Origin of the sequence: Bacillus paralicheniformis, assembly GCF_001042485.2 — a bacterium.
In the GTDB taxonomy this organism is placed as follows: Bacteria; Bacillota; Bacilli; order Bacillales; family Bacillaceae; genus Bacillus; species Bacillus paralicheniformis.
This window is the reverse complement of sequence record NZ_LBMN02000005.1, coordinates 1-13,022: the sequence shown is the minus strand read 5'-3', so window position 1 is coordinate 13,022 and position 13,022 is coordinate 1. Positions and strand designations below refer to the sequence as shown.

Annotated in this window: 10 protein-coding genes; 4 read left to right on the top strand and 6 right to left on the bottom strand. The window is 47.9% G+C overall.

The genetic code is table 11. The features are described from left to right. Position 1 precedes the first annotated feature (1 nt). Both mmsA and mmsB read left to right on the top strand, forming a co-directional pair. Entirely contained in the window at positions 2–1,570 is a 1,569-nt protein-coding gene (mmsA, locus tag ACH97_RS05155) for a multiple monosaccharide ABC transporter ATP-binding protein (RefSeq protein ID WP_048350192.1), read from the top strand. After that, positions 1,545–2,756 (top strand): multiple monosaccharide ABC transporter permease, encoded by a 1,212-nt coding sequence (gene mmsB / locus ACH97_RS05150; RefSeq protein ID WP_020450150.1) that lies wholly within the window; start codon positions 1,545–1,547, stop codon positions 2,754–2,756. Before mmsA ends, mmsB begins: the two co-directional genes overlap by 26 nt. A 47-nt stretch (positions 2,757–2,803) precedes the next feature. On the opposite strand, the gene ACH97_RS05145 is transcribed toward mmsB, so the two are convergent. Together ACH97_RS05145 and ACH97_RS05140 are read right to left on the bottom strand one after the other, a co-directional pair. Next, complete coding sequence (locus tag ACH97_RS05145) at positions 2,804–4,072, bottom strand: MFS transporter (protein WP_023855644.1); 1,269 nt, start codon at positions 4,070–4,072, stop codon at positions 2,804–2,806. Between the two features lie 15 nt (positions 4,073–4,087). Continuing rightward, positions 4,088–5,005 (bottom strand): bifunctional helix-turn-helix transcriptional regulator/GNAT family N-acetyltransferase, encoded by a 918-nt coding sequence (locus ACH97_RS05140; RefSeq protein ID WP_020450152.1) that lies wholly within the window; start codon positions 5,003–5,005, stop codon positions 4,088–4,090. Between the two features lie 272 nt (positions 5,006–5,277). Between ACH97_RS05140 and ACH97_RS05135 the strand changes: the two genes are divergently transcribed. Beyond that, a complete protein-coding gene (locus ACH97_RS05135; protein WP_020450153.1) occupies positions 5,278–7,350 on the top strand; it encodes a beta-galactosidase in 2,073 nt (690 codons plus the stop codon). 6 nt (positions 7,351–7,356) lie between these two features. Here the strand turns inward: ACH97_RS05135 and ACH97_RS23715 are convergent, their stop codons facing one another. From ACH97_RS23715 to ACH97_RS05120, 4 genes are all read right to left on the bottom strand, one after another. Then, entirely contained in the window at positions 7,357–7,515 is a 159-nt protein-coding gene (locus tag ACH97_RS23715; protein ID WP_165389270.1) for a hypothetical protein, read from the bottom strand. A 76-nt stretch (positions 7,516–7,591) separates the two neighbouring features. Next, entirely contained in the window at positions 7,592–8,737 is a 1,146-nt protein-coding gene (locus ACH97_RS05130; RefSeq protein ID WP_057957817.1) for a phytase, read from the bottom strand. Between the two features lie 177 nt (positions 8,738–8,914). After that, the gene (locus ACH97_RS05125) at positions 8,915–9,373 is read right to left on the bottom strand and encodes a GyrI-like domain-containing protein (RefSeq protein ID WP_020450156.1); all 459 of its coding nucleotides are present in this window, start codon (positions 9,371–9,373) and stop codon (positions 8,915–8,917) included. A gap of 92 nt (positions 9,374–9,465) precedes the next feature. Further along, positions 9,466–10,956 carry a peptide MFS transporter gene (locus tag ACH97_RS05120; RefSeq protein WP_020450157.1) on the bottom strand — a complete coding sequence of 497 codons (1,491 nt, stop codon included), beginning with the start codon at positions 10,954–10,956 and terminating at the stop codon, positions 9,466–9,468. Positions 10,957–11,245: 289 nt separating this feature from the next. Here ACH97_RS05120 and ACH97_RS05115 point away from each other — a divergent pair, with 289 nt between their 5' ends. Further along, complete coding sequence (locus ACH97_RS05115) at positions 11,246–12,982, top strand: right-handed parallel beta-helix repeat-containing protein (protein WP_041817416.1); 1,737 nt, start codon at positions 11,246–11,248, stop codon at positions 12,980–12,982. The last annotated feature ends 40 nt before the right edge of the window (positions 12,983–13,022 follow it).

Below are 13,022 nucleotides of genomic sequence, written 5' to 3'. Positions count from 1 at the left end.
GATGTCCGATTGCATTTTGGAGATGAGAGGCATCACGAAGGAGTTTCCCGGCGTCAAAGCGCTCGACAATGTCCACCTCCGCGTTAAAGCGGGCGAAATCCATGCCCTCTGCGGAGAAAACGGGGCGGGCAAGTCGACTTTGATGAAGGTGCTGAGCGGTGTATATCCGTACGGTACGTATACGGGCGACATTTTGTATAAAGGGGAAGTATGCCAATTCAAAAATATTAAGCAAAGCGAGGAAGCGGGGATCGTCATCATCCACCAGGAGCTGGCGCTCGTCCCCCAGCTTTCCATTGCGGAAAATCTTTTTTTGGGCAATGAACAGGCGAGCCGCGGCGTCATCAATTGGCGAAAAACGAAGCTGGAAACGCTCGAGTTAATGAAAAAAGTCGGGCTTCATGAATCTCCGGATATGCTTGTTTCCCAAATCGGCGTCGGAAAGCAGCAGCTTGTTGAAATCGCCAAAGCGCTGGCGAAAAAGGTGCAGCTCTTGATTTTGGATGAACCGACTGCGGCTTTAAATGAAGCGGACAGCGAGAATCTGCTGCGGCTCTTACTCGAACTGAAAAAACAGGGGATCTCTTCAATTATGATTTCCCATAAATTAAATGAGGTTACGAACGTCGCAGATTCGATTACCGTGCTCCGCGACGGACAGACGATCGAAACGCTTGATGTGCAAAGCGGGCAATTGACCGAAAACCGGATCATCAGAGGCATGGTCGGCAGGGAGCTGCAAAACCGCTATCCTGCCAGAAGCGCCAAGATCGGGGACGTCATCTTTGAAGTGAAGGATTGGACAGTTCATCATCCTCTTCAACAGGACCGCAAAGTGGTAAACACGGCGGCCCTTTCCGTCAAAAGAGGCGAGATCGCAGGAATTGCCGGCTTGATGGGCTCCGGAAGGACGGAGCTGGCGATGAGCATCTTTGGAAGATCATACGGAAAAAACATCTCCGGCACAATCGAAAAAGACGGGCGGGAGCTTTACATCCGCCACCCTGAAGAAGCCATTAAAAACGGCATCGTCTATGTGACGGAGGACCGGAAAGGAAACGGTCTGATTCTGGATGACAGCATTAAAGAAAACATTACGCTGTCCAAACTGGAGAAGGTGTCGAGCCGATTGGTGATGGACGAGCGCCGCAAAAAACATGAAGCGGAGGATTTTCGCAGGAAATTGAACATCAAGACGCCCGACATCGGCCAGCGGACCGGAAATTTAAGCGGAGGCAACCAGCAGAAGGTCATGCTGAGCAAGTGGATTTTTGCGGAGCCTGACATTTTAATTTTGGATGAACCGACGCGCGGCATCGATGTCGGCGCCAAATACGAAATCTATGGCGTCATCAATCAGCTTGCCGAAGCAGGTAAAGCGGTTATTATGATTTCTTCGGAGCTTCCCGAGCTGCTGGGAATGTGCGACAGAATCTATACGATGTGTGAAGGGGAAATCACCGCTGAATTTTCCAAAGAAGAAGCTGATCAGGAGAAGCTGATGAAATATATGACCATCCGCATGAAGAGAGGGGGAGAGGCGTATGCAGACACCGGTGCAAACGGATAAAGACCGCGCTCAGCCCGGTTACTTTCAGCTGTTTCGCGACATGTATAAGCAGAACATCCGGAAATACAGCATGGTCATTGCGCTCGTGTTTATTATGCTGCTGTTTCAAATACTGACAGACGGAATTTTGCTGAGGCCGCTGAACATTACGAACTTGATTTTGCAAAACAGCTACATTCTCATTTTAGCCATCGGGATGATGCTCGTCATCATTACGGGACACATTGATTTATCAGTCGGTTCAGTCGCCGCTTTTGTCGGCGCCGTCTCCGCGATGATGATCATCGAAAACGATATGCCGCTGTTTGCGGCGGTCGTTCTGTCGTTGCTTCTGGGAGCGGCAATCGGCGCCTGGCAGGGATTTTGGATCGCTTATGTCAAGATTCCAGCCTTCATCGTGACGCTGGCGGGAATGCTATTGTTCAGAGGACTCACGATGATCGTGCTTGAGGGGAAATCGATCGCTCCATTTCCCGTGTCCTTTCAAAAAATGGCGTCCGGCTTTATCCCGGACTGGCTGAACGGAGGCGCGCTCCATATGACGACGATTGTCGCCGGAGCGGGAGTGTCGATTCTTTATCTCGTGTATCAGCTTCAGCAGAGAAACATGCAGAAGAAATTCCAATTTGACTTGCAGGGAAAAGGTCTGTTTGCAGTTAAGGTGTTTTTTATCATCGCCATTATCAACCTTTTTACCTACATTCTCGCGACGTACGAAGGCATACCTCTCATTTTGATCACATTGTTCATCTTAATCGCCGGGTATACATTCGTTATGAAAAAAACCGTCATCGGGCGGAGAATCTACGCAATCGGCGGCAATGAAAAAGCAGCCGAGCTTTCAGGAATCAAAACAAAACGGCTTACCTTTATGGTCTTCGTCAATATGGGCGTCTTAGCTGCTCTTTCCGGATTGATTTTTGCCGCCCGTTTAAACGCGGCCACTCCGAAAGCAGGAAACCTGTTTGAACTTGACGCCATTGCGGCCTGCTTCATCGGCGGTGCTTCAGCTTACGGCGGAATCGGTACGATCGGCGGGGCCATCATCGGCGGCCTTGTCATGGGGGTCATGAACAACGGTATGTCGCTGCTCGGTCTGGGCATTGACTGGCAGCAAGCAATTAAAGGCCTCGTCCTTTTGATTGCCGTTGCATTTGATATTTACAATAAGAATAAAACTTCTTAATTGATAAAGAAAAACCTGTTTTTGAACATCAAAAACAGGTTTTTTCATTATTGCTGGACTGAACGTCCTTCCTGATTCAGTGTGGGGTTTATTTTTTTAGGTTCCGGCAGGAGGATGTTCAAAATGCTTGCTGCCGCCAAAATAACGATTGAAAGATAGAAAGACAGGTTATAGTTGCCTGTTTGGCTGTACCAGACGCCCGGCAAATAAGCGCCGAGCGCCGAACCGAGCTGGTGGCTGAGGAACAGCCAGCCGAGAATGAACCCGACGGAGTACTGCCTGAAATACTGGGTTGCGAGCATTTGCGTCGGGGCGACGGTCGCAAAGTCGACCAAACCGAACAAAACCGCGAAGCAAAGCAGGAGGACCGAGTTGTGGCTCGACAACAAAATGACAAGCGACAGCGCCCTTACGGCATATAAAAAGCACAAAATTTTTCGGCTGCTCCAGCGGTCAGCGACGACGCCGGAAATCAAAATGCCGATGATGTTAAACCCGGCCAGCAGGCTGACAGCGGCGCTTGTTACTTCGGTCGAAAACCCGTGGTCATGCGAAAAAGGGATAAGATGGGTATCCATTAACCCCGTCGTTGTAAATCCGCAAATGAAAAACGGCAAGACGAGGAACCAAAACGTTCTTTTGAGAAAAACGGCTTTGTATGGAATCTTTTTAGGCTGGGCGTCCGGCTCTTCTTTTGTCTCGCCGCCCTGAGTGCCGCCGATCGGCTGTACATTCTTTTCCGAAGGATGATTCCGCAATAACAAGATGACGATCGGAAATACGATAACAGCTAAAAACAATCCGAGAACGATAACGGTCACTTTCCAGTTAAACCAGTGGATCAACATGAGCGATCCAGGGACAAGCAGCATCTGCCCCGCGCCGAATCCCGCTTCCATAATGCCGAATGCAAGCCCCCGCTTCTCATTGAACCAGTTGGTCACGATCACGGTCGATGCGACATTCGACGCACCGCCGACGCCGAGAGAAACGATGATGCCGTACAAAATAAACAGTTGCCACGGAGAAGTCACGAGATATGTAAAAAAGATGCTCAGGCCGACCAGAAGCGTGCTGAGAGATAAAATGATCCGCGGTCCGAACCGGTCGACAAGCCTGCCGATTACCGGCTGGGATACACCGTAGACAATGAAGCTCAGCATGGAAATAAGCGAAATCGTGCCCCTGTCCATTGAAAATTCCTCTTCCCAAGGCTGAATAAAGGCCCCGAAAGAAAGGCGCACTCCTTGAACGGCCAAAAGCGTCAAAAACGTCACAAAAACGATAATCCAGGCGTAGTGTATTTTCCGTTTCATAGATCCTCCATTTCGTCAGCCTAACTCGGCATCCCAGCGTTCTTCCCGGAGCCGCTGTCCCCATAATAAAGTCTCGTCTTTCACTTCCGTCAGTCTGAATCCGAATTTTTCATACAAAGGCCGCGCTTCAGCCATCGTACTTACCGTCCATAGAAAAATCCGTTCAAATTGATTGTCTTTACAATAATCGATGAGATGCTTCAAAAGGCGCGTGCCGACTCCCTGATGCCGAAAAGCGGCATCGACCAGAAACCATCTGAGCTGTACGGTTTTGCCGGGATGTTTGACGAGCCCGACGCATCCCGCAAACCTTCCGGCGCTCTCTGCGATCCAGATGTTTTCGATATCGGCATCAAATGTTTCGTGAAGGTAATCCAAAAATGAATCGTCCCAGCCGTGTGTCTCCGCATAAAACGCACGTTGTTTTTCGATCATTAGTTTGATATCGTCCGATATATAGTAATCTCTTATGGAAACGTCCGATTTTTCGGGCGGCAGGTGTTCTGACAATATGGATTCAATTGTATTCATCGCCTCCGTCAGCTTTTCCTGATGGGGGCCGTCGATATGCTTCAGCATGTATTCGATTTGCTGATTGGCTTTTGCCTCCAGCTTCTTATAAATGGATTCGCCGAAGCTTGTTAAATAGATATAGTGGTTGCGGCTGTCCTCCTCGCTTCTCTTTTTATAGACCATATTTTCCTTTTCGAACCGCTTCAGGATCCGGCTGACATAGCCCCGGTCCAGGCCGAGCGTATCTTGAATCAGCTTGGCTGTACAATCGGCCGTATTGTGAATTTCGAATAATATCCGGGTTTCCGTCAATGAAAAAGGGCTGTCATAAATATGTTCATTCAGAAAACCGAGCACGTTTGTATAGAATCGATTGAACTTTCTGAATTTTAATGTGATAGAATGATTGATTTCTGTCATCTCAAAACCTCTCTTTCTATAAATCGTTGCTTTAATCAATTATAATAAAATAGTTGATTTAGTCAAGTGTATGGAAATAAAGTTAAAAATGTTAATGATAGATTATATTTTACAAATAAAGAAAGATAAATTCAATCATACAGGAAAATTCATCCACCAGGCAGGAAAGAGGGAAGAAAACAGAGTATATAATCTAACAACCTGTTTTTGTAAGCGTTTAATGTCTGTCTCCGCGTCATATGAAAACGAGGAAGAGAGGATGAAACTTTACGATGGTCAAACCGTATCCCCCGATCAGCCGGAAAGTTCCCCGACTATTGCATGGAGCCGATTACAACCCTGATCAATGGCTTAAATATCCGGACGTTTTAAAAGAAGATATCCGCCTGATGAAGCTGTCCCGCTGCAATGTGATGTCTGTCGGCATTTTCTCATGGGTTTCGCTCGAGCCTGAAGAAGGAAGGTTTACATTTGATTGGCTCGATCAGGTTCTTGATACTTTCAAGGAAAACGGAATTTATGCGTTCTTGGCTACACCGAGCGGTGCCAGACCGGCTTGGATGTCCAAAAAGTATCCCGAGGTGCTGAGAACGGAGCGCAACCGGATCAGAAACCTTCACGGAAAGCGGCACAATCATTGCTATACGTCGCCTGTCTACCGCAGGAAAACGGCGATTATAAACGGAAGGCTTGCGGAGCGCTATGCGCATCACCCGGCTGTCATCGGCTGGCATATCTCCAATGAATACGGCGGAGAGTGTCATTGTGAACTTTGCCAAGATAAGTTCAGAGAGTGGCTGCTCGCGAAATATAAAACGCTGGACCGCCTTAACCATGCATGGTGGACATCGTTTTGGAGCCACACCTATACAGATTGGGACGAGATCGAGTCGCCGGCTCCGCACGGCGAGGATGCTGTTCACGGTTTGAATTTGGACTGGAAGCGTTTTGTCACGGATCAGACGGTTGATTTTTGCCGGCATGAAATTGCCCATGTCCGTTCTTTTAACCCCGACCTGCCCGTGACGACGAATTTTATGGGAACATACGCCGGATTGAATTATTGGAAGTTCGCCGACTTGCTTGATGTCATCTCGTGGGATTCTTATCCGGCATGGCACAACAGCCGGCAGGAAGACAGCCGGCTTGGAGCCGATATTGCTTTTGTTCATGATATCAATCGGTCTCTTAAAGGCGGCCGGCCGTTCATGCTGATGGAAAGTACGCCGAGCATGACGAACTGGCAGGACGTCAGCAAGCTGAAGCGCCCCGGTATGCACGAATTGTCATCATTACAGGCAGTCGCTCACGGATCGGACACTGTTCAGTATTTTCAATGGCGGAAAAGCCGCGGCTCAAGCGAAAAGTTTCACGGGGCAGTCGTTGATCATGCGGGATCAGAGCATACGCGCGTTTTCCAGGAAGTAAAAAAACTTGGGGAAAAGCTCGAAAAACTTGAGGATGTCGCAGGAACGACAGTCGAACCCGAGGCCGCGATTATATTTGACTGGGAGAATCGCTGGGCTTTGGAAGACGCCCAAGGTCCGCGCAATATCGGCATGCATTATGAACGGACAGCCAAATCGTTTTATGAACCGTTTTGGCGTGAAGGTGTACCGGTTGATGTGATTCATATGGAGGCCGATTTCTCCCGCTATAAGCTTTTGGTCGCCCCGATGCTCTACATGCTGAAAGAAGGCACCGCCGAAAGGATTGAACAGTTCGTTCAAAACGGGGGTACATTTGTCGCCACTTATTGGTCGGGCATTGTCAATGAGAATGATCTTGTGTTCTTGGGAGGGTTTCCTGGAGGCTTAAGAAAAACGCTCGGCATTTGGTCTGAGGAGATCGATGCGCTTCATGACGGACAGAAAAATACGATTGTGATGGATGCAGATAACCGGCTCGGGTTAAGCGGGAGCTATGAAACCAGTGAGCTTTGCGACCTGATTCATTTAGAAGGAGCCGAAGCGCTCGCTCTGTACGGGGAAGATTTTTACGCGGGCCGGCCCGCGCTGACGGTCAATTTGTTCGGAGACGGGAAGGCCTACTATATCGCTTCAAGGAATGAGGCGGCGTTCCAAGAGGCGTTTATATCGAGGCTCATTGAAGAGTGCGGGATTGCCAAAGTGCTCGATACAGAGCTTCCGAAAGGCGTCACCGCCCAGCTCCGCACAGACGGCCGCCACGATTATATTTTCGTGATGAATTTTACAGCGGAAAACCGCACGGTCTCGCTTCCGGAAGAAACATATACGGACGTCTTAAAAGGAACCCGGAAAAAAGGCGCTCTCAAACTGGTTCCATACGGAACGAGCATTTTGCGGAGAAGCCGCAAAGCCTAGGAATCCTCATTCTTCAGGCCGACGCTTCGTGCAAAATGCAGCAGCGAGCAGGAAGATGACAGCTGAAGTATACGCCAACACACCTTGATCGAAAACGCAGAGAAGCACGACATTTGATAAAACAGCCAACATGATAAACACTACAGCATAAAGATTTAGACGCAATACCATCCCTCCATTAATTGTTATCTTAACATGAAGGGATGTGAAAAATCCGCGGGAAATACCCGCGGATCCGTCCTTATTTGGCTCGGTTTTTCAGTTTTCGGGGATCGACCTGATCATCGATATCAGGTTTGTCGTCCAGCGCGTCGGCGATTTTTTCCCAGGAGACAATTTTGAAGTTCTGATTGGCCGGTTGTCCATTTTCCGTATTTTCGCCGTCTTGGGCGACAAAGATGCCGTATGGATATGTTTTGCCGAGGCCGAAGCCGATGACGTCGATTCCATCGGTATCGCTTGTCCCGTCGATTTCTTTGCCGTCCTCAATTGAAAAAGCAGTGACGTAGTCGTTTTTCCCGCGCCGGTCATAGATGGCATAGCGGTTATCGCCCTGACTGGACGCGATCAAATACCCTTCTCCGTCTTCTCCGTAGTAAATCGTCAGCCCTTCAATATCAGAAGTTAGATGCGGTCCGTCGGCACGATCGACGATTTTTCCTTTATCTCCGCCGTCCGGCTCGGCGCTGAAAGACCAAATCGCAACGTCTTCTTCGGCGATGTACATTTTGCCGTATTCATCATCTGCCGCAAGCCCTTCTGTTTGAGAGCTCATTTTGAATGAGCGGACCTTTTTGCCCTCGACTTGTCCTTTTCCGTTGTCAAACAGTTCATATTGCTCGAATTCTCCGTTCTTTCCGGTCACCATGGCGTAGAACTTGCCGGTTTTCTGGCTGTGATACAGGCTGAAGCCATATACCTCCTGGATATCGGTTTGAATAGGTTTTTGAGGATTGACGATGTTCTTCAGCTTGCTTTTTTCGCCGTCAAAGGCGTAAATTTCAACCGTGTTTTTGCCGTCTGACCGGTTTGAGGCCCCGGCAATATCAATTTTTTTGCCATCGAGCGGAAAATTGTAGCGCAGGTCGACATTGTTTAATTTGCCAAACGGATAGGCCGCAAGCTGTTTTCCCTTCAAATCATAGACGATTAAGCCCGACTTTTTGTTTGTGGTGATGAGCCTGCTTTTTTCAGGCTGCTTCGGATGAACCCAAATCGCCGGGTCTTCTGCCGCGTCGTCAGGGGTATCCACCGGCTCTGTCTCTGCATCGGCAGTCACCGTGAATTCTTTGTGAGCCGCAGCTTCGTTATGGGGGAGACTGCTCCATGAGGGAGACCATAAGGATGCTGCGAGTGTTGATAAAGCGAGCGTTTTGTAAAAGTTCATATATTAACCTCCTTTTCATAACATTTATCCTAGCAAACCAATGAAAATTATCATTTGAGGGTATGTAAACTTTTGTTAAAAGTGATGGCTAAAAAAGACCGCCGATACTCTAGAGTACGAAACCCAAAGAAAACCCCCGGAATTTTTTCCGGGGGCTGCCTTTAACATCGCTATCTCTCAATGAATCGGAATGTATATCTCAAACGCAAGTTCGTTTAAATCCCCATCCATCGGGTAAAATTCCAATTGTGTAAAAGCGTCACAATTTAAACGAAGACCTTGATCTTTGATCCATTGATATACTTTTTGATAAGTCACTTCAGGCCGCTCATGCTGCGGATGCCTTGTCTGAGCATATGTTAGAGCGGGCGCCTGATAGCTGATCATTCCTTCCGGAAGGGTTTCAGGGAGGTTCTCCGTCTCCATTAATATATAAAAAGTGAATTCCCCTTCGCCGTGATGATCCGATATGGCCCACATGCCGCTGTCTTCTTGAACACCGACTATTTCTCCGCGCCGGTCTTTCAGCTGCTGAATGACGCCGTGGAGCTTTTTCGCCCGGGCTTCTTCGAATGAAACGGTTTGTGAAAAGCCAACACCGGCAAATCCGGCCTTTGCCGTCTTTTTGATCTCCAAATTTTATCCTCCCATCCTGCACCGATTGGTTATTCAGTTATTCGCCGGACAAGAAGCAAATCCTTCAGAAAAGGAGTATCGCCTGTTGCTTTTTAATTGACACCCTTCATAAATTTCTGAATTTTCGGTGACAGCAACATCAAAATGATTCCGAGCAGGATGGATACACCGCCGATGACTCCGAAGTAGGCGATCTCTGTATCAGCGCTGTAAAATCTGACGATCTGTGCATTGATAGCCTGTGCAGAAGCGTTTGACAGGAACCACAGGCTCATCGTCTGTGCTGAGAATGCCGCAGGAGCCAGCTTTGACGTTGCGGATAGCCCGACTGGAGACAAGCACAATTCCCCTAGAACGACGATCAGGAAGCTGAGCACAAGCCACATTGGATTGGCAAGTGATTCAGTGCCGTTGATATAAGCAGGGAAAATCATGACGACAAATGAAAGTCCGGCTAAAATCAAGCCGAGTGAAAATTTCGTCGGTGTTGACGGCTGACGGTTGCCGAGCCTCATCCAAATCCATGCGAAAACCGGTGCAAGCACAACGATGAACAACGGATTCAGCGACTGGAACCAAGATGAGTGCAATTGGACACCTAAAAATTCTAAATGAGTGCGTTTATCTGCATAGGTGGCTAAAATATTGGCGCCTTGTTCCTGAATCGCCCAAAACATCATCGATGCGACAAACAGCGGAATGTAAGCTGTGAGACGGGAACGTTCATCACTCGTCGTTTTGGAGCTTTTAAACATAACGATGAAATAAATCAGCGGGATCAAAATACCGAGACAGCTGACAATCATCGTAAACAGCTCAATTGTCATCCAGCCCATAAAGACGGAATAGCCAAAGATGGCAGCGATCACCAAAACACCAATTCCAATCCGTCCGAACACCATTTTTCTTTCAGCGGGTGTCAGCGGATTCGGTACCGTTCTTCCGGCAGGTCCGAGGTTTTTCTTCCGTGTCGCCAAATAGGTCAGCAGCCCGAACAGCATGCCAATGGCAGCAAGACTGAAGCCGAGATGGTAGTTGTATGTCTGGCCGACTGTGCCGACGATAATCGGCGCAAGAAATCCGCCAAGGTTGATCCCCATATAAAAGATGCTGAAACCTGAATCGCGGCGGGTGTCTTCAGGGCTGTATAACTCGCCGACAACGCTTGATACGTTTGGTTTTAAAAGGCCTGTCCCAATGATGATCAAGAACATGCTGATGAAAAACGCGGGGACGCTTCCCGGGAATGACAAAAGTATGTGTCCGAACATAATGAGCACGCCGCCGTAAAACACGGTGTTTGCAGTTCCGAGGAGCCTGTCCGCTATCCAGCCTCCGATGATGCCGGACATATAGACGAGGGAACCGTATACGGCCATAATCGAGTTTGCTGTGGTTTGATCAAATCCGAGGCCGCCTTTTGTCACCTCTGTATACAAATAGTAGATAAGGATGGCTCTCATACCGTAGTATGAAAAACGCTCCCAAAATTCAGTGAAGAATAAAGTGAAGAGTCCGCGGGGATGTCCAAAAAACCCCTTTTGCGGAATGTTTTGAAAAGTTTCTTTTTGATGGTTTGACATCGCAATACTCCTTCTCTTTCTATGTCTATTATAAAAATCATATTCTTATATAATGTTCGTGTCAATACACCTTCAATCGATTTGAATTTTTGATCGCTAATGCAACAAGTTGTGAAGCGCTTTACAAGCGGATAGTAAAAACTTTTGGAAAAAAAATTAGATGAAAAGATTTTTTAATAAAATTTTACCTATCTTATGTACAAGCGGATTTTACTAGATTGGCATATATATATCGGAAACCGTTTTACAAAAGGAGGCTGAAAACAGCGTGCAGCAGCAACCTGAGGAAATGAGAATGACAGTGGTTGACGCGACAAAGTTCGGTGCTGTCGGCGACGGCAAAACAGACTCCACAAATGCGATCAACGAATGTTTGGTGTGGACAAAGTCGATGGGATACAACACGGTATGGATACCGAACGGCACGTACCTGATTGACGGGACGAAAAACAGCGACCCGCGTGCTCCGTTTCGCGGAGCCGGCATAAATGTTCCGGGCAATATTGAAATTTTGATGGACGCGGAGACCGTCATCAAGGTAAAACCGAACAGCTCATGGGGATACGCTGCTTTTTATATAGGCGGAACATCCAATGTGAAAATATCCGGAGGCAGCATCATTGGGGAAAGGGATGAACACACATATACATCGGCGCCGAGACCGACCCATGAATGGGGATTCGGAATTTGTATCGAAGGGGCGTCAAATGTCGTTATTGAACATGTGAGAATAGCCGATTTTACAGGAGACGGAATCATTATCAGCAACGGAGGAGACGGCTATAAGCCGTCAAAGCGTATTAAGGTAACCAATTGTGAAATCAGGCGCTCCAGAAGAAATAATTTGTCAATCACAGGGTGCGACAATGTTCTTGTTGAAGGATGCGAAATTGCAGATGCGGGGACAGGCAACGGCACGGCTCCCCGTTTTGGGATTGATATAGAAGGCTACAGTGAAGGAAACATCGTCTATGAAGAACCCGTTAATGTCATCATCCGAAACAACGTGTTAAAAGGCAATGTCAACAATGCCATTTCCAATTTTAACGGCACTTCTGTCATCATCGAAGGCAATATCGCAGACAGTACCATTTCATACGGATACGGGACGAGTACGACGATTGCAAACAATATCATCAAGAAAAACCCCGAATCCACCGGACAGAGCATCGGAATTAACGGCCTCGGTGTAGGGGCTTTGGAAGCAAGAAGCGATGCCGTTATAAAGGGGAATTTGATTTCGGGTTTTACGACAGGCATCGATATCCGCGGAAAAAGCGTTTTTGCCACGGGAAATCAAATCCGTGATTTTGTAAATGCCGGAATTCTTGCTTATCAAGCGTCGCAAATCTTCATTGAAGGGAATAATATCGAAAACGACGTGCCTGAGCAAAGGTCCGGCACCGCTCTCAGCATCACGCAATCAGACAATGTAACGTTTTCCGGCAATCAGATCGCAAATGTCGTACTTGCGGTCAGGAGCACAGGCAATGACGTCCAAATAAAGGATAACGTCATCAAGCAATTCTCCAGAGGCATCTGGATATCGCAAGGAAATGCTGTGATAGAAGGAAACTTTATTTCGCCGGCCGGCTTTCAAACGGTGCCGGAGTCATATGCCGTATCCGTCACAAATACGGCTTCTGCAGTCATTCGGAAAAACACCTTCACCCGCTTCAGAAACTTTCCAATATACTGCTCGACAAATGAGCATACAAAAATTATCGGAAACGACATCGAAGATTCACCGCTGATTGTCACGCTGTATCTCACCCGCGGAACCCACGAGATTATTGGCAATACGATCACGCTCGGCAGGCCGTCCTTGCCGGCTATCCTCATTTATCTCGACCAATCGTCGAACTCGGCGATCCTCGACAACACGCTCCGCAGCAATACCGCTGCAAGAGTGACGGCAATTCAAACCAATACGTCCAGGCAAACGCTGATCATCGGCAATACGGTTGTAAAAGGTATGATCCATTCCCACGAGACAGATACGGTTCATGGAAATATTGAAGTTTAAGCTCCCTTTTGATAGGGAGCTTCAGACTGTTGACAAAATA

Excerpts from the sequence above, each read along its gene's own strand:
- mmsA (WP_048350192.1), top strand. The coding sequence starts at position 2 with ATGTCCGATTGCATTTTGGAGATGAGAGGCATCACGAAGGAGTTTCCC.
- mmsB (WP_020450150.1), top strand. The coding sequence starts at position 1,545 with ATGCAGACACCGGTGCAAACGGATAAAGACCGCGCTCAGCCCGGTTAC.
- ACH97_RS05145 (WP_023855644.1), bottom strand. The coding sequence starts at position 4,072 with ATGAAACGGAAAATACACTACGCCTGGATTATCGTTTTTGTGACGTTT.
- ACH97_RS05140 (WP_020450152.1), bottom strand. The coding sequence starts at position 5,005 with ATGACAGAAATCAATCATTCTATCACATTAAAATTCAGAAAGTTCAAT.
- ACH97_RS05135 (WP_020450153.1), top strand. The coding sequence starts at position 5,278 with ATGGTCAAACCGTATCCCCCGATCAGCCGGAAAGTTCCCCGACTATTG.
- ACH97_RS05130 (WP_057957817.1), bottom strand. The coding sequence starts at position 8,737 with ATGAACTTTTACAAAACGCTCGCTTTATCAACACTCGCAGCATCCTTA.
- ACH97_RS05120 (WP_020450157.1), bottom strand. The coding sequence starts at position 10,956 with ATGTCAAACCATCAAAAAGAAACTTTTCAAAACATTCCGCAAAAGGGG.
- ACH97_RS05115 (WP_041817416.1), top strand. The coding sequence starts at position 11,246 with ATGAGAATGACAGTGGTTGACGCGACAAAGTTCGGTGCTGTCGGCGAC.